The 24109-nt window shown below is 46.4% G+C and carries 16 protein-coding genes; 5 read left to right on the top strand and 11 right to left on the bottom strand.

Annotated features, from left to right (window positions below; all coding sequences use genetic code 11):
* On the bottom strand, window positions 1-4191 hold a 4191-nt coding region (locus KQI_RS0113775), incomplete at its 3' end, for a hypothetical protein (RefSeq protein WP_010347363.1).
* A 186-nt stretch (window positions 4192-4377) separates the two neighbouring features.
* Between KQI_RS0113775 and fabV the strand changes: the two genes are divergently transcribed.
* Complete coding sequence (gene fabV, locus KQI_RS0113770; RefSeq protein WP_010347362.1) at window positions 4378-5565, top strand: enoyl-ACP reductase FabV; 1188 nt, start codon at window positions 4378-4380, stop codon at window positions 5563-5565.
* Between the two features lie 370 nt (window positions 5566-5935).
* Entirely contained in the window at window positions 5936-6088 is a 153-nt protein-coding gene (locus KQI_RS27915; RefSeq protein WP_010347361.1) for a DUF1540 domain-containing protein, read from the top strand.
* Between the two features lie 122 nt (window positions 6089-6210).
* Here the strand turns inward: KQI_RS27915 and KQI_RS0113755 are convergent, their stop codons facing one another.
* Window positions 6211-6417, bottom strand: coding sequence for a hypothetical protein (locus KQI_RS0113755; protein ID WP_010347359.1), 207 nt, complete (start codon window positions 6415-6417; stop codon window positions 6211-6213).
* 129 nt (window positions 6418-6546) lie between these two features.
* Window positions 6547-6909, bottom strand: a complete 363-nt coding sequence (locus tag KQI_RS0113750; RefSeq protein ID WP_010347358.1) for a DUF4190 domain-containing protein — start codon at window positions 6907-6909, stop codon at window positions 6547-6549.
* A 323-nt stretch (window positions 6910-7232) separates the two neighbouring features.
* On the opposite strand from KQI_RS0113750, the gene KQI_RS0113745 reads away from it, so the two are divergent.
* Window positions 7233-8597 (top strand): DUF6055 domain-containing protein, encoded by a 1365-nt coding sequence (locus tag KQI_RS0113745; protein ID WP_010347357.1) that lies wholly within the window; start codon window positions 7233-7235, stop codon window positions 8595-8597.
* Window positions 8598-8703: 106 nt separating this feature from the next.
* The gene (locus tag KQI_RS27440; protein ID WP_010347356.1) at window positions 8704-9051 is read left to right on the top strand and encodes a hypothetical protein; all 348 of its coding nucleotides are present in this window, start codon (window positions 8704-8706) and stop codon (window positions 9049-9051) included.
* 358 nt (window positions 9052-9409) lie between these two features.
* Here KQI_RS27440 and KQI_RS0113735 read toward each other — a convergent pair whose 3' ends face one another.
* The 4 genes from KQI_RS0113735 to KQI_RS0113720 all read right to left on the bottom strand — a co-directional run bounded on the left by KQI_RS0113735 (window position 9410) and on the right by KQI_RS0113720 (window position 12369).
* Entirely contained in the window at window positions 9410-10831 is a 1422-nt protein-coding gene (locus KQI_RS0113735) for a helix-turn-helix domain-containing protein (RefSeq protein WP_010347355.1), read from the bottom strand.
* A gap of 212 nt (window positions 10832-11043) precedes the next feature.
* Window positions 11044-11418 (bottom strand): VOC family protein, encoded by a 375-nt coding sequence (locus KQI_RS0113730; RefSeq protein ID WP_010347354.1) that lies wholly within the window; start codon window positions 11416-11418, stop codon window positions 11044-11046.
* 67 nt (window positions 11419-11485) lie between these two features.
* Window positions 11486-11998: an SRPBCC domain-containing protein gene (locus tag KQI_RS0113725; RefSeq protein WP_010347353.1), complete on the bottom strand. Its 513-nt coding sequence runs from the start codon at window positions 11996-11998 to the stop codon at window positions 11486-11488.
* A 26-nt stretch (window positions 11999-12024) separates the two neighbouring features.
* Window positions 12025-12369: an ArsR/SmtB family transcription factor gene (locus KQI_RS0113720; protein ID WP_010347352.1), complete on the bottom strand. Its 345-nt coding sequence runs from the start codon at window positions 12367-12369 to the stop codon at window positions 12025-12027.
* A 622-nt stretch (window positions 12370-12991) separates the two neighbouring features.
* On the opposite strand from KQI_RS0113720, the gene KQI_RS0113715 reads away from it, so the two are divergent.
* A complete protein-coding gene (locus tag KQI_RS0113715; protein ID WP_010347350.1) occupies window positions 12992-13579 on the top strand; it encodes a hypothetical protein in 588 nt (195 codons plus the stop codon).
* 8 nt (window positions 13580-13587) lie between these two features.
* On the opposite strand, the gene lpdD is transcribed toward KQI_RS0113715, so the two are convergent.
* From lpdD to KQI_RS0113695, 4 genes are all read right to left on the bottom strand, one after another.
* Window positions 13588-13938, bottom strand: coding sequence for a prenylated flavin chaperone LpdD (gene lpdD / locus KQI_RS0113710; protein ID WP_010347349.1), 351 nt, complete (start codon window positions 13936-13938; stop codon window positions 13588-13590).
* 182 nt (window positions 13939-14120) lie between these two features.
* Window positions 14121-19622 carry a S8 family serine peptidase gene (locus KQI_RS0113705; RefSeq protein ID WP_010347348.1) on the bottom strand — a complete coding sequence of 1834 codons (5502 nt, stop codon included), beginning with the start codon at window positions 19620-19622 and terminating at the stop codon, window positions 14121-14123.
* A 536-nt stretch (window positions 19623-20158) separates the two neighbouring features.
* Window positions 20159-21769, bottom strand: coding sequence for a S8 family serine peptidase (locus tag KQI_RS0113700; protein ID WP_010347347.1), 1611 nt, complete (start codon window positions 21767-21769; stop codon window positions 20159-20161).
* Between the two features lie 515 nt (window positions 21770-22284).
* Complete coding sequence (locus KQI_RS0113695) at window positions 22285-24105, bottom strand: SulP family inorganic anion transporter (protein WP_010347346.1); 1821 nt, start codon at window positions 24103-24105, stop codon at window positions 22285-22287.
* Window positions 24106-24109 lie beyond the last annotated feature (4 nt).

Here is a 24109-nt window from a genome sequence, read left to right as displayed (position 1 = left end):
ATGCTGGGTCGTCACTGCCGAAGTCTGCAAATGGGAAGAGGTGACGGATTCCGGGGCCAAATGGTTTGACTGGATGGCCTCTTCTGCCACATGATTTCCTTGCACAGCTTCGTCGATAATGTGCCACGGCTGGATGGAATAAGATGATATTTTGGCCGCTGTCACGCTCTCATCCGCCAGTTTGTCAGACGTAACAGACTCATCTTGCAAGGCGTGGGTTGATATCGTCTCTGATGCGATATGCACGCCCTGGATGGATCCGTTTTGCAGATGGTGCGGCTGGATGGACTCCGATGCAATATGCAGAGACTTCACTGCACCTTCTGCCAGCGCTTTGTCCTGTACTGCTCCTGCTGCCAAATGCCGGGTGTGTACGGCCTGCTCAGACAAATGTGAAGGGCCCACGCTGTCTTCCGCCAGATTCGTCGCTTGCACCGAGCGTGCCGCCAGCTTTTCCGAGGTGATGCTTTCCGCTTGGAGCGCCCGACCAGATACACTGTCCTGGGCCAAATGTCTCGTTAGCACTGAGGAAGCCTGTATATGAACCGAGGTCACTGCTCCGGCAGCCAAATGTGTCGAATCCACAGCCGCCACAGCAAGGTGACTGGTTTGTACGGCTTCATCTGTAATATGCCCAGACTGCACGGAATGGGTAGATAGCTTGGTAGAGGTTACACTTTCCTCCGCCAGTTTGTCAGACGTAACAGACTCATCTTGCAAGGCGTGGGTTGATATCGTCTCTGATGCGATATGCACGCCCTGGATGCTTCCGATGCGCAGATGGTGCGGCCGGATGGACTCCGATGCAATATGCACAGACTTCACTGCACCTTCTGCCAGTGCTTTGTCCTGTACTGCTCCTGTTGCCAAATGCCGTGTCTGTACGGCCTGCTCAGACAAATGTGTAGAGCCCACGCTTCCTTCCGCGAGATTCGTCGCTTGCACCGAATGTGCCGCCAGCTTTTCCGAGGTGATACTTTCTGCTTGAAGCACACGACCGGATACACTGTCCGGGGCCAGATGTCTCGTTAGCACTGAAGCAGCCTGTATATGAACCGAGGTCACTGCTCCGGCAGCCAAATGTGTCGAATCCACAGCCGCCACAGCAAGGTGACTGCTTTGCACGGCTTCATCTGTAATATGCCCGGACTGCACCGAATGGGTAGATAGCTTGGTAGAGGTTACACTTTCCTCCGCCAGTTTGTCAGTCGTCACCGCTTCATCCTGCAGGGCCGGGGTCGCCACAGCCTGCAATGCGATATGCTCTCCCTCAATGACTCCGCTTTGCAAGTGCTCTGATTGGATGGATTCCGGGGCAATATGCACAGACTTCACTGCCCCTCCTGCCAGTGCGGTTTCCTGTACCGCTCCTGCTGCCAAATGCCGGGTGTGTACGGCCTGCGCCGACAGATGTGAGGGGCCCACGCTGTCTTCCGCCAGATTCGTCGCTTGCACTGAGCGTGCCGCCAGCTTTTCCGAGGTGATGCTTTCCGCTTGGAGCGCACGGCCGGACACACTGTCCTGGGCCAGATGTCTCGTAAGCACTGAGGAAGCCTGTAAATGAACTGAGGTCACTGCTCCGGCAGCCAAATGTGTCGAATCCACAGCCGCCACAGCCAGATGGTTGCTTTGTACAGCTTCGTCCGTAATATGCCCGGACTGCACCGAATGGGCAGTCAGCTTCGTGGAAGTTACACTGCCTTCCGCCAGTTTGGCAGAGGTGATCACTTCATCCTGTAAGGCCGGGGTCGCTATAGCCTGCAATGCGATATGCTCTCCTTCAATGACTCCGCTTTGCAAGTGCTCTGATTGGATGGATTCCGGGGCAATATGCACCGATTTTACAGCCCCATCTGCCAGTGTGGTTTCCTGTACCGCTCCTGCTGCCAAATGCCGGGTCTGTACGGCCTGCGTCGACAGATGTGAAGGGCCCACGCTATTTTCCGCCAAATTGGAAGCTTGCACAGCACGAGCCGCTAACTTCTCAGAGGTAACACTTTCCGATTGAAGTGCATGACCGGACACGCTATCCGGGGCGAGATGCTTGGTCTGGACCGATGCAGATTTCAGATGGTCGGAGGTGACGGATTCCGGAGCGAGATGATTCGCCTCCACCGCTTCTATAGCCAGATGGTTACTCTGCACCGCTTTATCCGTAATGTGCCACGGCTGCACAGAGCGAGCTGACAGCTTGGAGGAAGTTACACTACCTTCTGCTAATTTAGGAGCCGTAATCGCCAAGTCATTAATTTTGTCCGTAGCTACACTTTCCGGCGATAGCTTTAGCGAAGTCACGGCATGATCCTGCAAATGATGGGAATACACCGCTCCATTCGCCAGATGCCCGGTTTGAACCGCACCTTCACCCAATATATCTGCGGTAACGGACTGTCCCTGCATCGCCGAGGTTCCTACACTGCCCTCTCTAAGATGTTCGCTCAGCACAGAACTATGGGCCAGATGTTTCGAATCGACCGCTTGAGCCTGCAATGCCTTTCCACCCACACTGTTGTCTGCAAGGTGGTCCTCACGAATCACGCCGGTTACAATGTGCACTTGTGTAATGGCTTGTGGCGCAATTTTATCTCCCGTTACCGCTCCTGCGCCTATTTTAGTCTCAGTCACCGCTTCTTCAGCGATTTTGTCAGACTTAATAGAGTTCGGGGCAATATGGTTTTCCTTGACAGCCTGATTCGCCACATGATGATCCAGAATTGCGCCCATCCCTATTTTCTGGCTCGTCACAGCGCCGGATTGCAAATGTTTTTCCGTCACTGCTTCGGCTACGATATGATGCTTACGAATAATTTCAGACTGGAGGTGTAATGAAGAGACCACCTCCGGAGCAAGCTGACGACCTTTAATTGCCGATGCAGCAATATGTCTGGTAAGTACTGCCTCATCGGCAATTTTGTGTGGCAGAATGCTCTGATCCGATATTTTGGATGATGTCACAGACTGATCGACAATTTGCAGTGAGCCTACTGACTGATCCGCTAGTTTATTGGACTGAATACTCCGGTCCGCGAGATGCCGGGCTGTCACTTCACCTGTGCCAATCTGCTCTTCTCCGATAGCGCCGGGACTCAGATGCTTTCTGTCAATCGTTTCTGCCTGAATATGCTCACCGCTGACCGCCTCATGCTCCAGATGACGTCCACTAACAGCACCTTCCTCTAGCTGTTCCTTGCCCACAATTCCGCTAGAAAGCTGCTGACGGTTGATTGAACCAGGGGCCAGATGCCGGGCATGAACGGCATGATCGGTCAGGTGTGCGCTCTCAATGCTGCCAGCCTGAATTTTAGAACCATCCACAGCCCCGTCCCGCAGTTTGGAAGTGGTTACAGACTGCTCTCCTAGCTTGGAGCTGTCGATGGCTTCATTAGCCAAATTATTCGATTGAATCGTACCGCTGCGAATTTTATCAGAGGTAACCGCATGATCTTGAAGCATGTCTGGAGACACAATCCAATGCTTGAAATGACGGCTCTCAATGGAGCCATTTGCAATATGATCACCGCTGATAATCTTATCGGCCAGCTTTTCCGGGGTGATGCTGCCATCACGAAGTTTCTCACCGCCAATGGAGCGATCCTGTAATTTGCTACCTGACACCGATGCATCCGATATATGCTCCACCGTAATGGAAGCAGGGGCAAGTTTCGCAGAGGTCACTGCACCGTCGGCTATTTTAATCGTTTGAACGGCATAATCCGCCAGATATTCCGTTTGGATGCTTTCTTGCTTCAGCTTGCTGGAGTCGATGGAAGCAGGAGCAATTTTCTCACCAGTCACAGCCAAATCGCTCAAATCATCTGTATAAATGAAAGCGTTGTTTACATGGGGCGCCTTCTTATTGTTCAGAATTTCCTCGACATCAATGGGATCAGGCTGAGGCTCTGGCTCTGGCTCGTTGGCTTCCTCCATCGAGACCTGAGTCTCTTCTATATCTTCACTTTCAACCTCAGTCTCGTGTACAATATGAACTTCAGGTTCGACAACAGTCTGCTTCTCCAGTTCCTCTTCCGTTGGGGGAGGCGGAGAAGCAACTCGATGAAGTCTTGCTTCTGTCTCCCTCTCCGCAGGTTGTGGCTTCAAGCGCTGTATCATACTTAATTCATTCATATCCGGGTCAATTACACTATAGAGCGGCTTTTTGATTCTGGTGGTTTTGCGACTCTTGTTCTTCAAGCAGCTCTCTCCCTTCATATTTATCGTTACTGCATCATATGCAGGCCCATGGGCACTTGCCACCCCTCTCAGGGGTACTCTTTTCACCAAGAACATACTCACTGAAATCCACGTTTGAAAAAAAATTGTTAAAAGTTAAAATAGTAAGGGTGGAGATTGCTACAAGAAGAGAGGAATTACATTCATATGATTATCAAACCAAGAACACGTGGCTTTATCTGTACCACTGCTCATCCGGTGGGCTGCGCCCAACATGTTCAGGAGCAAATTGACTATGTGCAGGCCCGTCCTGCTATTCAGGGGCCTCGTAACGTGCTTGTCATCGGGGCATCTGCCGGATATGGGTTGGCTTCCCGTATTACTGCCGCATTCGGAGCACGAGCCAATACAATCGGTGTGTATCGTCCTAGTAATGCTACGGCCACACGTACAGCGTCGGCAGGCTGGTACAATTCGGCTGCATTTGAAAAGGCTGCTCAGGAAGCAGGACTTACATCCTTAAGCGTGACAGGAGATGCCTTTTCGGATGAGGTCAAAGCCAAAACGGTGGAGGTTATTCGCGAAGAGCTGGGACAAGTCGATTTGGTGATCTACAGTGTCGCTTCCGGTCGCCGTACGAATCCTCGTACAGGTGAAACGTTTACTTCCGTACTCAAACCTATTGGTATACCTTATACAAATAAAACCGTCAACTTCCACACCGGTGAAGTCAGCAGCGTTACACTGGAACCCGCAACGGCAGAAGAAGTGCAAGCAACTGTAGAGGTCATGGGTGGTGAGGACTGGAAATTGTGGATTGACGCCTTGCGTGAAGGCGGTGTATTGGCTGATACTGCGGCCACCTTCGCTTTTTCGTATATTGGTTCAGAGATTACGCAAGCCATTTACAGAGAAGGCAGTATCGGAAGTGCAAAGGATCACCTGGAGGCGACAGCACGTCAGCTGAATGATCAACTAAAAGTTACAGGCGGCCGCGCCTTTGTCGCAGTCACCAAAGGACTGGTTACCCAATCCAGCTCTGCCATCCCTGTCGTTCCTCTGTATATTTCCGCTTTGTACAAGGTGATGAAGGAAAAAGGGCTGCATGAAGGGTGTATAGAACAAAGCTATCGCCTGTTTTCCGACCGTCTGTATGCTCCTGAAACTCCTGTGGATGAAGAGGGACGTATTCGTATTGATGATTGGGAGCTGCGTGAAGACGTGCAGGTGGAGGTTGCGAACATATGGGACGCGCTGACGACAAACAATATCTACGAGCTGTCTGATCTCGAGGAGTACCGTCGCGAGTTTTTCCAACTGTTCGGCTTTGAGTTTGAGGGTGTGGACTATGAGGCTGATATTGATCCCATTGTAAATATTCCTAACGTTCGCTAACTCTTTTGAGTACCGTGATTATGCTGCTTGAAAAACAAAAAAGCTGTTCTCCGGTAGAGGGGCATTCCGCTCTGCACGAAGGACAGCTTTTGCTTTAAATTATTGGTGCTTTCCATCGCCACCGCTCCGCTTGTACAGCACCATTCCGCCTGCTCCGTTTCCTGTGTACATTTTTTTAATTCAGCTTATATAAAAGGAACACAATGAAGAGCAAATATTGCAATTTTAAAATTCATTTGATATTGTACAGGTAAGCAAAGCAAAAACCCTCTTCTTAACAAGAGGGTGAGCACAGTTGGACAAGTCCTACCTTGGCTAACCGTGATACTATTTGCTTAGCCCATCACATCCATATAAGGAGGTGAACAACATGGCAAAAGACGTTCTGTGTGAAGTGAACTCATGTACGTTTTGGGCTCAAGACAATAAATGTAGCGCAAACTCCATTTATATTGTAAGCAACAAGCCTGCAGACACTCACACTTCCGAAGAAACAGACTGCAAAACCTTTGAGGCAAAATAAAGTTTTTTAAGCCAAAATGTAGTTACACAAAGAAGGAGCCCCTACCCGGGTTCCTTCTTTCTTATGATATTCTAACAAGAATGATAATTATTATCAAGTTCTTTTTACAGTAATGGCTTGAATCATACGAAAACAAAAAAAGAAGCGTCGCTTTGAACGATTCGCTTCTTGTGCTTGACTTTTTGTAATTGCTCCTGCTTGGTCGGCCTCATTCGTACATGCTGTGATATATTAGCATAATGACCGTTGGTTTTGCGACTCTGTGCAGCGCAATACATTCCTGCGCGTTTCGCCTTGCTTAGTGCTTTTTGTGTTCGAGTACGTGCCATGTGGCTTCACTCTCCTTCATTAGACTCCATTCATCATAGCATCAGACATTTGAATCGTGAAGAGGCCATGTTCAGGAAGTATGAAGCAACAACCGAGTGAATCAAAAGCGCACGTTTGTCATTAAATGTCTAAAACGAATTTGAGCTACTCTCCGCTACTATTACAATAATAACTATAGCAAAAATAATGAGACCAAAAACCGTACCAACGATACCACATACTAAACCGGCAACCGCCATACCTTTACCATTTTCCCCATGACGGCGAATTTCTTTGAACGAGATCGCGCTTAAAATAATAGCAAGGATTCCTAAAATAACCGAGACATAAGGCATAAATATTAACAAAAGATTTAAAATACCCAATACCATAGAGGCAACCGATTTACCATTTGTAGGTGGAACCACTGGTGGCTGGTTAAATGGGGCGTTATAATCATTCCTCTCCTGAAAAGAATCGGAAGATTGAGGTTCTTTGTAAAAATCACTCATCTGTTTAATTCAACTCCAATATGTAAAATAGCAATATATACGTTCTAGGATACCACAATCTTACAAATCAGGACAATACTTATTTTAAAAAATAATTTTATTTATTAAAGACATCTGCAACTATTGGCTCTATCAATATTCCGAACAGAAGTATCCTCATTTAATTCCTCTAAATCAGTTTGATTTCTCAGGCCTTTCTTTTGTTTAGTAATTTTTTGGAAGATAATATAAATTACTATAATATCTTCATTTTAGTATCAGGAAATTTACGTTATTATATGGAAGAAATCAATATACTACAGTAATGTAAAGGAGTGTTAATTATGAAAAAGCTAGTATGCTGCTTGTTAATGGTCTTTTTATTATTGGATGTAACAAGCTATGGGGCAGTAGCTGATTTATTAGGCACTGCCAAAACGGCAAAGGCTGAAGATGTTGAAAGCGTTGTCACTACAGAAAGTACGAAGAATGCAAACGAATACAAGACAAGAGATGCTTTTTATTCTTTATCTGATTCTTCTGTAAATCGTGCTACCTCCGAGCATTTTCAAATTATTTGGGGAAACAATGATACAACTGGAACAGTAAATAGGGATTTTGTTAATGGCAACTTGGCCAACCTCGAAAGTATCCGCTCATTTTACATGGATAAATTTGGATTGAAGGACATCGGGACTTCCCCTAATCGAGGAATAACCGGAAAATATAAAACGAACATTTACATTGCGAGCACTGGACTGAATAAGATTGACGAAGATTGGGCTTATATGTCAATAGACAGAGATGCTTTTGGTTACATTGTCATGATGCCGGCAGCGATGCGTGTAGACCCACCAAGTTGGGTAGTTCCTCATGAATTAGGCCATGTATTTACCTACCATAACGGAGGGGAAGTCCCTTATGAGTGGTATGAAGCGGTAGCTAACTTCTTGCGTAATGAATATTTGGGTAGTGATTACTACAGTTATGGTGGAAGAGTATATGGTCCAGACTCTGACTTCTTTGCCCCTTTTATACTAAATTCAGAATCACATTTTCCACATACAAAGAATTGGTATGATGCATGGCCTATTCTCCTCTATATTCATGAAAATCCAGATCACATCAACGGCCTTGGCCATCAGGCAATGTTGAATTTATTGTCTTACGGCCAAAAAGATACGACTTACTTTGAATCTATGGAAAAGGTAACTGGAGTTTCTATTAAAGAAATACTAGGTGGAATGGCAAGAAGAATGGTAACTATGGACTTCAAGAGTCAACCATATTATTTGAAGCATTTTAATGAAATTTTGAATACTGACAACAATTATAATAAGATATATACAACACTCGTAAATGGTAAAGACGGCTGGATGACCGTACCTCAAAACAAGGCTCCACAACAGACAGGCTACAACATTGTTCCTTTAAATGTTGATTTGAGCAAAGCTTCCGTCACAGTAGATTTCCAAGGAACAAGCAAAACTAGGGGCGCTGATTGGAGAGCTAGCATTGTTAGCGTAACGCATTCGGGGGATACCCGATATTCTACAATGTGGAATAAAGGGAAGAATTCCGTGAATTTACAAGGAGACGAAAAAGCTGTTTATTTGGTTGTTTCCGCAACTCCAGATGAAATTAAACATTTTAATATTGAAGAGAACGGCGAAACTTATCCTTATAAAGTAAAAGTAACAACAAAGTGATTGTGGAATAAGAAATCACAGCATGGTTGAATGAATAAATGCCTGAACAATGGCACTGGTATCAAAATACCAGTGCCATTGTTGTTGATAGCTAGGAGTGAGACAAATGAATAAAGATTCCAAAATAATCATATCCTCAATAATACTTGGTGCTTCTTTTATATTGGGAAGCTATATTAACGCACATTTTAGTTCGAACGGAAAAATTCTTAGCCCACAGATATCACAAACTTCTTCAAGTGATAGTGTTTTAAATAAAGAAGCAGCAGCAGCATATCTAAAAATTCCTGTGACACAATTAGACAATATTATAAAAAGAGATACTGAACAAAAAAAGAAACTATCAGTTTATGACACTTATCAATTTATCCCATACGCTAACCTAGATGGTCAAATAGTGTTTCTAAAAGATAACTTAAATAATTGGTTGAATTTTATCTCACAACAAAAATAATGTATTTTTCCCTATTTTAAAAAGATGCATTAGGTAACTAACATTCATCTCGCAGTTGCCAATTTGCACTTTACTTATTTCATCCTTATTCACCATTCAAAACGTCTGTTCCTAGCTTGAGTAAAAATATTTGACTCTAGCACTTTCAAAAGTGTGCTGATTACTTATATAAATATAAAATGCACTCCCAAATTTCATTGGTTAAACCTGTTGGTTCTCTCAATAACCGTTTTGGGAGTGCATTTTTGAACGAACTTTTATTTTAATTTGCGTTTAAGAACCTCCATGCTGTGCAAAAAGTCGGATTCCCTCATTATGGCTGTGCAGATGAGTAGGCATAGTTAAGATAAACAAAAAACTACTCGCAACGATCAGCATTACCACTTTTTTCAACATTGTTTAACCACCATACCTTTTCAATAAGATTGAAAAACTCTGTTTTGATTTCAGGAACCGCATGGGCTTTGAAACGCACAAACAAACCTATACAATTTATAAAATATGTCTCATTGTTTAGTATATGTGCTTTCACCATCGCACATAACATTTGATTAAAACCATCACCGTGCATCCCCTGATTTAAATAATAGTAGGCCAATTCGTAACCACACCACGCCGAATAGTCTGGTATCACTTGCTGGGTATACATATCGTCTGATGATGGTTGCTGTGAAAAAGACGCAATCTCTGTTTCAAATCGTTTGAGTATATCATTTACATCTAGCTTATAACGGTTAGCTGCTATCATAATGTTAAGTAGTTGAGTAACCCTATCTTCTTGAATTGTATCTGACGATGCATCAATATAGTTTAGATATTCATGCAGCACACTTGCATCTCCAGATAAAAGCTTATTTGCAAGTACATTAGCTTGCGCCCAGTGTTGATACAGTTTTATCCAATATAGGGCATCTTCGTCCGTCTCTTTGACCCAATCTAAATTGGCGTAGGCATATGTATATTGTAGTGCTTGTTGATAGTCGCCTTGGGCTTCACAGACGCTTGCACACAGTAAATCAGCATAGGTGATGTACACAAACATGGGACGACTCAGCTTCTTAGAAGCCTCATTGAGTTCTCTGCTGTTCTGTTGGTGTTTCAAGGTATATTGGATTTTCGCTTTAGCTCTCATCTTTCTTGCCATTTCATCAACCTTGTCCCATTTACGCAAAGACCTGTACACGTTTGCCAAATCCTTCAATGCGTCAAGCTGCTCTACTTCATCCAGGCGCTCTACAAAAGCATCAAATATCGAAGCTGCCCTGAGGTTGCGGCTTTGATCGTCTCCAATCTGAATCGTGAATATACGATATTGGCAGATTGCCAAACGTTCGGAGTGCTGATATTTCTCCGCTTCTGCAACCCCCTCATAGAGCAATAATGCAGCATGATGCCGACCTTGTGCTAATAGCGCTTCTGCTATGTCAAATAGTTTAGGCGAATAGAGTAGATTGTCCATGATTTGTCCAACGATTCGACTGATCGCATCCAGCTTATCCAGCTCTGCACAACGATATAGCAACCGTTCAATCCGCCTCATATTCGGGGGAAAGTCGATAATGTAGTTTTCTATAAATAAGTCGTAAAAGTAGCCTTCCGCTAAACCCATAGCTTCAGTAATCCGGTCAAGCTGGTTAACAGACATAGACTTATTTCCTGTCACAATACTACTTACTATTCCCCGATTAATGCCTGCAATATGCCCAAATTGAGTTAGGCTCAAACCCTTTTGTTTTAAGTATCTGTCTAATTCTGCTCGTATCGTAGGTGTGATTTGCATGGGTAAACCACCCTTCCACCATAAAATCGTCATATGATGCATACTTAAATAAACTATGAAGTGAGAAATAAGCAGTAGAATATTTTTTATCGCACATGATTGTACCATTTTTTAGAATAAAATCATATATGCTCCTACCAATTCACCTGGAGTGCATTAAAAAAAGCAGCTGATCATCTTGATTAGCTGCTGTCGTAACTTGTTCAACACTCTTAATTCTTTTCCGATACAGCAAAGTAATTTTCTTCATTATCTGCGAAGTTAAAGACCCTGCCGGAGGGAAGTTCCACAATTTCCCCAACCTTGATGTTTTTGTTCTTCAGATCGCTATACAACGCATCGAAATTCTCTGTGTAAAACATGATAGATGGTGCTCCGAGATTCATTTCAGGGTTCATTTTGGCAACGAGCTCCTTACTATGAAGAACAATGCTAGTTGCTGCACCCTTAGGAGCGACTTCGATCCATCTCATCGGACCATTGGTTTCTTCCGCAATGACCTCAAATCCTAATTTTTCTGACCAATAATCTCTGGATTCGTCTTGGTTATTCACATACAACATTACTTGGCCAATTTTGTTAATCATAATTTGAACGCTCCTCATATGGAATAAATTCACAGGTCAAGCCCCAAGGTTTTCTTTTAACTAAACTTTACTTAAGTGACTCTAAAAACTCGCCTAAGCGATTCCAGGTTTCGGTGATTCCTTGCAGCATGCCCATGTCCATAACGGTTTTTAGGGCCTCTGCCGACATATATTCAGAACGGTTTACCAACTTGGTCTTGCTGCCCAGATCAATGAATTCCATCGTGATTAGAGATGATGGCATGGACTCGTTTAAATTTCCTTCGGCATCTGAGAAATAATCGGTGTAGATGATCTTCTCCGGCTCGACAATTTCCTTATAGATGCCTTTTCCCCATGATTCCATGCCGTAAAACTGACCTTGATTCTGATCAACACACTTCATACAGTAGTGCCATATGCCGCCCGGACGGAAATCGATATTACAAACCGGGACCTCCCAGCCTTTTGGCCCCCACCAACGCTTGAGATGCTCAGGCTCCTTAAACATCCGGAATACGAGATCGCGTGGCGCATCGAATACGCGCTCCAGCACTAGGACGCGATCGTTCTCTATGCTCGAATTTACGTTGTTTGACATTGTTATGATCCTCCAATGCAATGATATTACGGTTTTTCCTTGTTCTGCAGTTCACGCAAGTAATTGTCCAAGTTATCAAACCTATCTTCCATAAGATGCCGGAAGGACTGCACCCAAGAATCCAACTCTTGGAAAGGTTCAAACCGGAGCGTGTAGATCCGACGGTTCGCATCGACTCGCACTTCCACAATCCCACTGTCGCTAAGCACTTTCAAGTGCTTTGACGCTTGTGGTTGGCGAAGCCCCAGCCGATCGGTGATTTCGCCCACAGCCAGAGGACCATCGCGCAACAGTTGAACGATATTCATACGATTCGGTTCAGCTAAAGCACTCAGCGTCGTTATGTCCATTCCCGGACCTTTGCCGGACATGATACTCACCTCTATATTTAATAGTTTCTTGTCTAATCATCTCCTTGATTCAGAATAACTTTCTCTTGCTGAATTAAATATACCTAAATAAGAATATTCCAGTCAAGGCATATTTGAAATGAATTTCCATCCATATTTATACAGTAAGTTTGCAGACGGCTTGGTGATTCAATTCCTAGCGCTTTGCCTAGGGGCGGTTATACAAATCCAAGCTTTTTAGCTGCTTTTGGACCTCAACCTTTGTTTCAGCTCTGGTCAGTTCCTCCCTTTACGTTTCTATAGTGTGAGCAACGAAGGAAACAAAAATACATTTTGAATATCCCTTTACGCCTCTTTCTGCAATAGAGGAGGATTTTCTCAGTCTAGTACTCTATAATTCAAAAAAAATAACCCCGGAATATTTACCGGGGCAAAATAGTTCTCTGAAAATTGGGTTTACATCTTGAAATTAGGCCGCTCCGTTAGGTTGATGGATCATCTCCAGTGAGTCAGTTCTAATGTCTCGTTAAAAACCAAACGGCATGATACCTAAGCACTTTTCGTAGTGATCGAGCATATAGTGTTTTACCCATTACCGATAAAATGCACTCCATGAGAGCATTCTGCCAAGGAGGGCGGAGCTATGGTATCTCGTGCAGCATCCCGCAGAAGAGGCTTACCCCGCAAACGTTTAAGAGCTGACACGCTCAGAAAAATCTCTATCGCCATGCTGCCATTTTACAAGGCAATCGCGACCCGCCGTGGTTTTGCCGTCCAATGGTCACAGGCTGTGGTTCAGGGCAATCTGGATCGGATGAAATCCCTTCTCTGCTCGGTAGCGCCATTTGCCGCCAAACAAGGATTAGGCACGAACGGCATCGGCTACTTTATTACCTTTTTAGCTCAGCCCCCGATGCTCTATTATACGAACGGAATGACGATTCCACCGGGGACAGTGCAATTTACGTTTGAACCGAGGGTTCATCGCGCCATCGCCAAATCCGTTATTCCGCTATATCGGGAATTGGCACGTAATCAATGCTTTGCTTCTGCTTTAGCGAAAGCGATCAACAGGCAGGACCAGCGTGCGGTTACGGTGATGATCCGCAGTTTGATCCCATCCTCTGCGCTGAAATCCATACAGATTGAGGATGATGGGTTTGCCTTGCTTTTTAAGTACCCCTTCAGTAAGTATCCCTATCGTAATCTACTCCTTCGGGAGTTCACTTAAAGGGTTGGCTACAAGCGACTTTGCTTAAGCTCTCCAATAAGCTCCTTCCCCAATTGTATAGCCATATCTGTAAGCACTCGGATTTCCTCCTTGGTTGCATCGTCCAAATGCGCCCCACAGCAAATCGCAAAGTTGCCTGCAAACTCTTTTCGCAAGCGAACTGCAATTTCTTCGGTAATATAAAATTCCTTGTGGGATTGCAATTGCACGGTTTGCATCGGTTCCAGTCTTGCCCCTGCTGTAATCGTTCCCAGATGGGGCTGATCACCGCCTGATATGAGTACGACGATATCCTCCCCCATAAAGTAGGCATCCAGCACAAGCCGGATACGTCCGCTTTCTTTTTGCAAATGAATCATATGATCCTCTCCCGCTTAAAATAATACTGTCGTGTGAATAGATTCACTTTATTTATTTCTAATTATTGTATCGCTTCCTGAGCAGTTCGACAATTAAAAATGGCCCACAGCAGCCTCCATTCACGGTGGCTTGCTGTGGGCCTCCTCGCTATTTTAAAAGAATCATTCCATCCTACTGTTTGTTAGCGGATCGTAATCGTATGCACCGCTTTACCAGTTGCGCCATCATTATCTGTCACCGTTAGCTCCACCGTATAGGTCCCGGCTGTGGTGAATTTATGCTTTACCTTGGAACCAACGGCTGTATCGCCATCACCAAAATTCCAGCTGTAGCTGACGATTTTACCATCTACGTCACGTGAAGCTTTGGCGTTAAATTGTACCTTCTTGTTCTTCTTGGCTGAATCATTCGCCTGAATAATGGCTACCGGCTTTTCATTGGATGCAGGTGGATTCGGATCAGGGTCCTGTCCACCGCCTTTCGTTACATACAATCTTCCCGGCGCTTCCGTCTTCACTTCATTGCCTGCCGCATCCCTTACCCGGATTGCGATGACTCCGCCTTCCAGATTCAGGGAAGACGAAGTGAAATAAGTGCCTTCATAGTGCCCTGACGAAGTTTCGTTTAACGGAATTTCGTTCTGTCCCAAGGTGGACAGGTTGAAGGGCAGCTCCACATGGAAGGACGCCTCCAAACCGGATGCACTATCGAAGGATACTCGTACCGGCTCCCCTGCAGCGATGCGTACATCCTCCGCAGGATTAATGTTTTTCAGCTTCGGCAAGGCTGTATCGACATATACCGAACGGGTAACGGTCGTTTCATTTTGGGCAAGATCCTTGGCCGTCACCGTAATCTGGTTTTCTCCTTCGTTAATGAGCAACCGCTTGTTAAAGCTGCCGTCACTTCCAAATTCGGCTGGCTCGCCGTTAATAGTCAATTCGGAAAGGAACTCGTCATACACTGTACCGACTACACTGACAACACCCGCATTGGTACGAGCTCCTTCATCGGGTGAAGTCAAAATTAGCCCCGGTTTCGTCTGATCAAGCGTCACAACTACCGATTCGGAACGGTCTGTTACTTTGCCGTATACCGCTGCTTGAACGCTGAGCGGATTGGCGCCTGGCTGAAGATTGACCGACAAACTGAACTGACGGTCCTTCACCTTGGTTGTGCCGGCCAGCTCCTTGCCGTTAAAGAGCTGAATGTCAACTCCTTCTGCCGGGGAAGTACCTGTTACGGTAATGGTATCTTCCTGCGTATAGGTAGCCTTTGTAGGTGTTGTAATCGTTGGAGCATTCACCGGATATCTGACGATAGCACGGATCATGTAATTGCCTTCATCTACAGGTGATTGACTCCATGTGCCGCTTACGCCCTGCCAGCTGCGAAGCGCATTCGGTCCACTCTCGTCTGTAGCAAGACCCGGCGACTGTGTCCCTGCCGCAAGCTGCGTATATACAATGTAGAAGTCACCTTGAACCGTCACCGGATCTGGGAACTGCACTGTCGTCCATTTTGTCTCATCCCGTACAGCCGTCCCGTCGAATGGGCCAGCCAGCAGACGTCCTGGTGCTCCTCCCGCACCGGAGGCATCATATACGGAGTATTGGAATGCCGTTCCTCCCGGATTCGGGAAGGCAGCGTTCCAGAACAGAAGGGATGCTCCCGTCACTTGAGCCACTTCCGACTCAGGTGTCATTCTGACTGCCCAAGAATTGCCTGCCGCATTAAAGGCTCTGGCATTTTCCCCTGTACCGTCATCATAAGCGATGCCTTCCTGGAAGCCGATGAAAGGCTTCAACGTAACGTTTGCTTCCACGCTGCCGTTCGGAGGAGCCGTAACGGATACGCTGTCGCTATAATAATTGTTGGCTGAAATGGATAATGTATAGGTTCCTTCCAGCACGTCCAGCGTAAATTCTCCAGCTTCATTCGTCTCTACCGGAGCAATACGTGCATCCTCCAGCACCAGCACTTTCGCTTTTTGGATGGGTTCACCGGATTGCTTGTCCGTAATGACACCGTGAATCGTTCCGTGAGGTACGGCTTGGAGACTAAAGTTCGCTCTGATGACTTTATTATTCTCAATCGTGACCTGTTTCGTTTGAGGCTCATAGCCATAGGCTTCAGCCTTCAGCGTATAGTCACCCGCCACGTGAGTGAAGCTGTATTTGCCTGTGGTCGGATCCGTTTTCACCGAACGTCCGGTTTCCAGTACGGTAACCGTAGCACTGGCTGGAAGACTGTCGAGACCAACACGTCCGCTATCCACCGTTGTTTCCGCTGGCTTCACCTTTTCCTTGAATTCGCTCTTTTCGGTGCTTGTAATTTTGTACAGCGGAAATTGTTCTTCTGCTTTTTGCAGTTTGGTATTCGACTCAGGCACGATATCCTTCGTCACCGTCGAAGTCGGAATGCCCAGCATACGGAAATCATCAATGTACCAGCCATTTTTATTCGCACTGTTATCCGACTTCAAGCGGAAGCGAATTTGGATCTCATTGCCGGTGTAGCTATCCAGATTGTAGTAAACCGGGGCCCATTTTTTCCCATTCGTGTTATGAGAGAATTTGCCCAGCTCGCTCCAAGTGTCGCCATTGTTTTTGGACACTTCCACATATCCGTAATCATAGCCGGCCTCAATTTCAAACCAGTGATTGAAGGTTAGTGTTGCGTTACGTATACCATTCAAGCTGATTTTTGGAGAAACCAGCGAAAAGTCCGCACCGTTCTCATAGTTGCTATCGAGATCCGTGGCCCACACATTCGGTTTGGATACCGCGCTCTCAGGCCCGACTTTAGGAACACCACGCTCCCATTCATCCTTGGTACCGGAATGAGTCCAGCCATTATCCGAGCTGCCGTCAAAATGATCACTGTACAGCGTATCCGGCACCTCTACTTTCAGCGACACCTCATTCGACTTGGCTCCTTCGTTGCCGCTGTAATCCTCGGCCGCGACTGCATAATGATAGGTCGCACTGCCGACGGTGATCGTATCGGTGAAGGTCAGTCCAGAGGTTGTACTGATGGAAGTATAATTCTTGCCTGATTCGTTGGAACGGTATACCTTGTACTGCTTCACATCTTCATCGGATGAAGCATTCCAGGCCAGCGCAACGTTGCCGACGGTATCCGCTTCGGCAGTTAAATTACCTGGCGCGGCAGGTGCAACGGTATCCGGTTCCTGAATCGACAGGTCGTCGATGTACCAGCCGTCCTTTACAATCGTATTGTCGCTCGTAAAGTTAAACAGGAGGTATACCTTTTGACCCGCGAATGCTCGCAAATCAAGATACTGCGTTTTCCAGCCATTGCTGGAACCGGTAAACGATAAGACCTGCTCAAATGCATTCTGACTATTTTGAGTTGCTACATACACTTTACCGAAATCAGAATTGTTTTCAAGATCGTACCAATGCTTGAAGCTAACCAGAGCCCCTTTCGAGCTTTCGGTCAAATCAATTGGAGGAGCCATGAAATAACTGTTGGAGTTGGTCTGGTATTGACCTTCGAGATTAGTCGCGAGGACCTTTGTACCCGAATGTGCGCTTTTAGGGCCGCTTGTCGGGGTTCCCCATTTCCAGACACTGCCTTGTCCACCGATATTGATACCAGCGATGTCTTTTTCAAAATCCTGCGTATAGCCCGGTTTAACACCCTTGGAGATGTTAACCTTATATACTTCCGTTTCAAAACCGTTATTACCGAAATCATTGACACGAATATAGTATTCCAGACCAGCACTGTTCACCAAAAAAGTCGGGATGGACGCTTGATATGTACCGTCTTTGCTGTCGCCGGAGGTCCGTTCCAACGGAATATATACATAGTTCGACGTACCCGTTGTTTTGGCAAATGCCTCAACGGCTGTCACGCCGACATTATCCGTTACATGAGCAGTCAGAGGTATATCAATCCCCTCGAATGCCGCAGCAGTCGGTGTATGCTCCAGAACAGGCGCCTCCAGATCGTCTCCACCTGTTACAACTTTACCGGATACGGAGCCCAAGCCCTGAATGACCGAACCAACCGCATCCAGCGCATTAATGACACCATGTCCATATCCATTGTTTGGCGAGGTAGGATAGGTGCTGTCTGTACGCGGTGTAGCTGTGTTCATCAAAATTTCCTCAAGCTGGTCTACAGTAAGAGAATGGTTCGCCTGCAACAGCAGTGCTGCGAGCCCCGCAACATGAGGACCTGCCATGGAGGTACCGTTATATCCGCCTTTATAGGCGCCGCCAGCCACGGATGACCGGATATTTACACCCGGTGCGGAGACTTCAGGCTTTATCTCTCCGTACGGTGAAGGTCCCAGCAATGAGAAGCTTCCCAGTTTATCATTGATATCTGTTGCTCCGGTAGCAAAGGATTCCGGATAGTTGGCCGGATTTGCGACCGATGCAGGGCCACCCGGATTGGAAAGAGAGGTGTTACCTGCAGAGAACTCAGGGAATATTTGGGCATCACGCCATGCCTGAACCACAGGTCGGAACCATTCATCCAGACCGGGTCCGCCTCCCCACGAGTTGTTCACTACATCCGGTGCAAGCTCGGGATGCAGATTGCCTTGGGCATCTTTTGGCGCAAGCAGCCATTGACCGCCATCCAGTATAATCGCATCCGTCGTCTCCGGGTTAAAAATCCGAACTGCAATCCACTTCGCACCAGGTGCAACGCCAATTCGGTTCGTTCCGTTTTCCTCGGAGCCGACCATCGTACCCATCGTATGCGTACCGTGGGAATCAGACTCCTGATCGACCGGAAGCGCCGCATGACTGTGCGGATCGTACCAGCTCAGCTCGGGATTCACAATATTGCCTGCCGCATCCAGACCACGCCATTTGCGATGCAGCGCCGGATGTGTATAATCTACGCCTGTATCCAGGTTGGCGACCACGATTCCGGTTCCGTCAATTCCTTTGTCCCAAACCTGTGGTACGTTAATATGGGATATATTCCATTCTACCGTAGAAGGGTCTACAGCATTTTTGCCTGCATTGCCGGGCTTGGCCGATGTTTTTCCATCGTCTTTCTCCGGCTTCACAGCTGTCTCTGCCGTTTCAGACTTTGCCGTTTCGGCTGTCGCTTTGTCAGCTGTTTTGGCGTCGGCCCCCTCTGCCTGCTTGTCAACCGTCACTTTTTGCAAATAACGTGTTTCATTCGGCAAAATTTTATCGACTTCAGGCAGCTTCGAGATATGATCCAGCACCTCCTTGGTGCTCGTAACAGCCATCGCATTCACAATAAAGTAGCTTTTATATTCCTTCACTCCACCGTCCTTTGACTGCTGATCCAAATAATTTTCAAGCTCGTATTGGGTTCTGGAAGCCGTTTCGCGCATAGAACTGATCACATGACTGCGTACAGCCATTTTGGCAGCGGAGGGTGTTATTTTCTCAAGTGAAGCCTTTTGAAGAGCATTTTTGGAAACCTTGTTGGTATCCACCTGCTCCTTTAATTTAACCAGATAGGTAACATAGTTGTTCTCCTCAAACTGCTTGGTTAGTTTCGGAGATACTTTCGCGGTCGTAACCTTGTGCGAAGCTGATTTCAGCTCCAGCTTGGAGCCATCCGGTGTGTTATTCGCCAAAGCAGGTTGAACAAAAGAAAAGGCCATAAGCAAAGATAGTCCAATAGATAGCGGTTTCTTGAATCGTTTAGGCTTAATCAATTACTTTTCCACTCCTTTTACTAGGTTTAATGTTTCTGTAATAACCTGTACGAGAGTAAGACCTCATGCCTGGCACACCAAATACACGGGCTGCGCGACACGATATGGTTAGCAATCACCCCCTTCATAGAATATAGAGGCACACAAGTATTGGGTTGTTCATAAATGTATGTATTTTCATAGGTGAGTTGACAAGCCAAATAGCAAAGTATCAAATTCAGTAGATACCAAGGAGAGAGAAAACAGGAGTACTTCGAAGAAAAAGTATGATATATCATTACATGTTATATCATCGCAATTTATATTAAAAATTGTTAAATAAATATGTAGTATGGATAGTATAAAATTATCAAAACAGATATACAAGTAGTTTTTTTGCATTTTTCTAGCAATTCTATGAATTTTATATTCTATTATTACAAAAACCCCTTTATAGCGGCTGCGCAAACGGTGCATTACCAGTTAGCAGGTGTATGCAATCTCTGCGCGAGCCGCTCAAAGGGATTTCGAAGTCTTTTTAATCCTATCTGATCGTGTTAGTTAAGTACTGAATTCACCGCAGCGAGCGCGTCGATCAGGCCGTAGCCGTAGCCATTGTTCGGTGTAGTCCGATACTGGCTGTCTGTTAGCGGCGTCGCTGTTTTCGAAATAACGTTCTCTAATTGATCCACAGTCAAGGATGGCTTGGCTTGAAGCAGCAATGCCACCAATCCGACTGTGTGCGGGCCTGCCATGGAGGTGCCGTTCCATCCACCCTCATAGGCTCCACCAGGTATAGAGGAACGGATGTTTACGCCAGGAGCTGAAATTTCCGGCTTCACTTCACCATAAGGAGAAGGACCGCGCAAGGAGAAGCTCGCCAGCTTGTTGTTAATGTCGGTCGCTCCGGTAGCATAGGCTTCCGGCAGGTTCGCCGGATTGGCTACAGACCCGGCTCCACCCGGATTGGTCCGTGTGGTGTTGCCTGCGGAGAACTCAGGGAAAATCTGAGCTGCTCTCCATGCTTTCGTGACTGGACGATACCATTCATCCAGGCCAGGTCCGCCGCCCCAGGAGTTGTTCACCACATCCGGTGCAAGCTCAGGGTGCTTTTTACCATTTTTATCTACAGGGGCAAGAATCCACTGTCCACCGTCCAGCAAGATGGAGTCTGTGGTATCCGGGTTGAATACCCGAACGGCAATCCATTTGGCACCAGGAGCAACACCGACTTCATTCGTACCGTTGCTGTCTGAGCCAACGATCGTCCCCATCGTATGTGTACCATGTCCATCTGAATCTGTCGGCAATGATGCTCCGTTAACCGCATCATACCAGCTCAGCTCCGGATTAACGACTTGGCCGGAAGCATTCAAGCCGCGCCATTTTCTTTTCAGCGCCGGGTGAGTGTACGCTACGCCAGTATCGAGATTGGCAACGACAACCCCTTTGCCGTCAATGCCCTTGGCCCACACTTGTGGTGCTTTGACTTTGGAAATATTCCATTCGACCCTGCTGGGCGTTACAGCATCCTTGTATACAGATTCTTCCACTGACTTCTGTGCATTTCCTTCTGTTACAGCCGTGTTTGCAGCAGCTTGTTCGGCCGTTGCTTCCTCTACTACTGGCTGGGCGTCCTTGTCTATTTCAACCTTTTGCAGCTCCCGCTTTTCATCCGGTAAAATTTTATCGACCTCAGGCAGTGTAGCGAGATTGTCCAGTACCTCTTTGGTGCTCGTTACCGCTAGCGCGTTGACGATAAAGTAGCTTTTGTACTTTTTAACGTTTCCGTTGTTGATTTCCTTTTTTAAGTATTCTTCCACAGGCTGTTGCGTTTTTTCTGCTGTATCCATGAGCGAGTTCACCACTGTTGTCCGTACAGACAGCTTAGCGGCAGCGGGAGAAATCTGCTCTGCAGAAGCCTTTTGAAAAGCATGCTTGGCAACCGATTCCGTGTCTACCTGATCTTTCAGTTTAACCAGATAGGTGACATACTCGCTGTTACTGAATTGCTGGTTCAGCTTGGCTGAAACCTTGGCGGAAATCGTCGAAGCTCCTGCCGAGGAGGTTGTGCTGGAATCTCCGTACACCGGAGAAATCAGAGAAAAAGCAAGCAGAGCGGTAAAACTGACTGACAACGTCTTTTTGATATTTTTTGACTTAATCAATACTTTCCATCTCCCTTTACTTGGTTTTAAATTCTCAAGGACAACCTTACGAACAGCTGCGTCAAAAGCTCACAAAATAGCCTCTGGTACTCACCTCCTTAAAAATATAAACTCGGAGTGAAATCCATAGGTCATCATTCTGAGGTGAACAACCCTTGGTGCAGACCGCAGGGAACAACAATCAGGTATAGTATATGTGAATAAGTCTTGGAGAAAGTAAGAGAAAAAATGAAGTGAAAGGTAGGATAAAAGAACTTAGAAGTTGTCGAGGAAGTTAACATTTCGTATATTAAAATACAATTTAAAACAAAACAATGATACATATGGTATCTTTTGAATCTAGTATAGTGTCATAAAATCAGATATTCAAGCACTTTTTTGAATTTTATTCCTTTTTTTCTGAAAAGCAGAAAAAATCTCTTCCATTTTTCAAATCAAATGCGAGTTTTGATTACGTACTTTCGACGGAAAATAGAAGAGATTATTCGGCATTCAGCAACAAATCTGGAAGCGCGCTATCTGCCGCTATTTACTGATATGGAAACCGGAACGGCAGTATCTGGAAAGGAAGACTTGGACTGCGCGGCTGGCTTATGCAATCCTGCCCCTCCCTGCCGCTCTTGCGATTTGCCGCACAGAGTGGCACATTCCCGAAAAGCCATTTGCCTGCATCCCAAGCATTGGTTCTGATTCACCAGTGCAATGGCGGCTGTAATCGCTTCTCCGGTGTGTTCGAAAAAATGATCTTGTCCAATCATGTCGTAGCATCCGGTTTTCTGCAGCAATGCCTGCGGTTGAGTCTGAAGCCCCGACACAAGCACCGTCCCTCCAAACTGCCGATATTTCTGAATTAATGCGGTAAAATTAGCTTCCCCCGTCATATCCATAAAAGGGACCTTGCCCATCCGCAGCAACAAAATCCCTTGCTGGTGGTCAGCCCTGCCCCCCATTCCTGAGCTTTCCAATACAGAAGCTGCTCCGAAAAACAGCGGACCTTCCACATTATAAATGGCTACCTGAGGGCAATCATGCTGCTCTGTGACCATATGCGCGCCGACTTTTTCATGTTTCATAGAAGGATCAGGAAGCACTTTATTTACCGAAAGTGTACTGCTCATACGTTTGACGAACAACACAACCGCCAAAACCAGCCCCACCTCAACCGCTGTGGTCAACGTTGTAAAAACGGTCAGCAGGAAGGTAACAACCAGCACGATAGAATCTGCTGTCCGCGTCTTAAGAATATGTGCAAAGTGCTTGCGCTCACTCATATTCCAGGCTACCACCATCAGCACCGGAGCCATGCTGGCGAGCGGAATATTGGATGCATATGAAGCAAAGAGCACCAAAATGAGAAACACAACGAGCCCATGCACAATGCCGGATATAGGAGAAACAGCACCGTTGCGGATATTTGTGGCAGTGCGGGCAATTGCACCGGTCGCAGGAATGCCGCCGAATAACGGTGTGAGCAGATTAGCAATACCTTGTCCAACCAGTTCGCGATTGCTGTTATGCTTTGTACCCGTCATCCCGTCAGCTACCACTGCGGAAAGCAAAGATTCAATGGCCCCCAGCATCGCAATTACGAGTGCTGGCGGCAGCAGCTTCACGATCAAATCCCAAGTCATCGTAGGAATATGTAATTCAGGCAAAGAAGCAGGAATATCTCCATAAGCAGAGCCGATTGTAGCCACCTGCCCTGGAAAAAGCCAGGCGGCTGCCAATGTTGACAAGAGCAAGCCAACCAGCGAACCCGGCACCTTCGGCCACTTTTTAGGCACCCAAATCAGGGCGGCGAGACAGATACAAGCCGTCAGAATGCTGTACACATTCAGTGATGGCAATCGACGGATCAGCTCCCCCATGGAAGGCAAAAAAGTCTCATGTCGCTCTACCCCGCGCAAGCCGAGAAAGTTGGCAATCTGACCACTGAAGATCGTCACGGCAATCCCCGCCGTAAACCCAATCGTTACCGGCTTGGGAATAAACTTGATCAGTACGCCCAGCCTCAGCACGCCCATTAAGATGAGTATAACCCCCGCCATAAGACCGGCTATAAGTAAATTCTCATAACCGTATTGCATGACAATCGCGAGCAAAATGGGAATAAACGCGCCTGTAGGTCCTCCAATCTGAAATTTGGACCCTCCCAGCAGTGAAACCAGAATTCCCGCTACTATCGTTGTGTACAGCCCATATTCCGGCTTAACACCTGATGCAATGGCAAACGCCATGCCGAGCGGAATCGCCACAATCGCTACAATACTTCCGGAAATCAAATCCTTTCGCAAAGCCCCTGCACTATAGCCTTCGAACCTTCCTATCCACTTCATCCCT

This window comes from Paenibacillus peoriae KCTC 3763, assembly GCF_000236805.1.
GTDB lineage: Bacteria > Bacillota > Bacilli > Paenibacillales > Paenibacillaceae > Paenibacillus > Paenibacillus peoriae.
Note: the sequence above shows the minus strand (reverse complement) of the source record. Positions and strands in the feature narration are given on the sequence as shown.

What these genes read in the sequence shown, in the direction of transcription:
- KQI_RS0113750 (WP_010347358.1), bottom strand. Translation starts at nt 6,909, where the DNA reads ATGAGTGATTTTTACAAAGAACCTCAATCTTCCGATTCTTTTCAGGAG.
- KQI_RS0113745 (WP_010347357.1), top strand. Translation starts at nt 7,233, where the DNA reads ATGAAAAAGCTAGTATGCTGCTTGTTAATGGTCTTTTTATTATTGGAT.
- KQI_RS0113720 (WP_010347352.1), bottom strand. Translation starts at nt 12,369, where the DNA reads ATGTCCGGCAAAGGTCCGGGAATGGACATAACGACGCTGAGTGCTTTA.
- KQI_RS27440 (WP_010347356.1), top strand. Translation starts at nt 8,704, where the DNA reads ATGAATAAAGATTCCAAAATAATCATATCCTCAATAATACTTGGTGCT.
- KQI_RS0113725 (WP_010347353.1), bottom strand. Translation starts at nt 11,998, where the DNA reads ATGTCAAACAACGTAAATTCGAGCATAGAGAACGATCGCGTCCTAGTG.
- fabV (WP_010347362.1), top strand. Translation starts at nt 4,378, where the DNA reads ATGATTATCAAACCAAGAACACGTGGCTTTATCTGTACCACTGCTCAT.
- lpdD (WP_010347349.1), bottom strand. Translation starts at nt 13,938, where the DNA reads ATGATTCATTTGCAAAAAGAAAGCGGACGTATCCGGCTTGTGCTGGAT.
- KQI_RS0113735 (WP_010347355.1), bottom strand. Translation starts at nt 10,831, where the DNA reads ATGCAAATCACACCTACGATACGAGCAGAATTAGACAGATACTTAAAA.
- KQI_RS0113695 (WP_010347346.1), bottom strand. Translation starts at nt 24,105, where the DNA reads ATGAAGTGGATAGGAAGGTTCGAAGGCTATAGTGCAGGGGCTTTGCGA.
- KQI_RS0113755 (WP_010347359.1), bottom strand. Translation starts at nt 6,417, where the DNA reads ATGGCACGTACTCGAACACAAAAAGCACTAAGCAAGGCGAAACGCGCA.
- KQI_RS27915 (WP_010347361.1), top strand. Translation starts at nt 5,936, where the DNA reads ATGGCAAAAGACGTTCTGTGTGAAGTGAACTCATGTACGTTTTGGGCT.
- KQI_RS0113730 (WP_010347354.1), bottom strand. Translation starts at nt 11,418, where the DNA reads ATGATTAACAAAATTGGCCAAGTAATGTTGTATGTGAATAACCAAGAC.
- KQI_RS0113715 (WP_010347350.1), top strand. Translation starts at nt 12,992, where the DNA reads ATGGTATCTCGTGCAGCATCCCGCAGAAGAGGCTTACCCCGCAAACGT.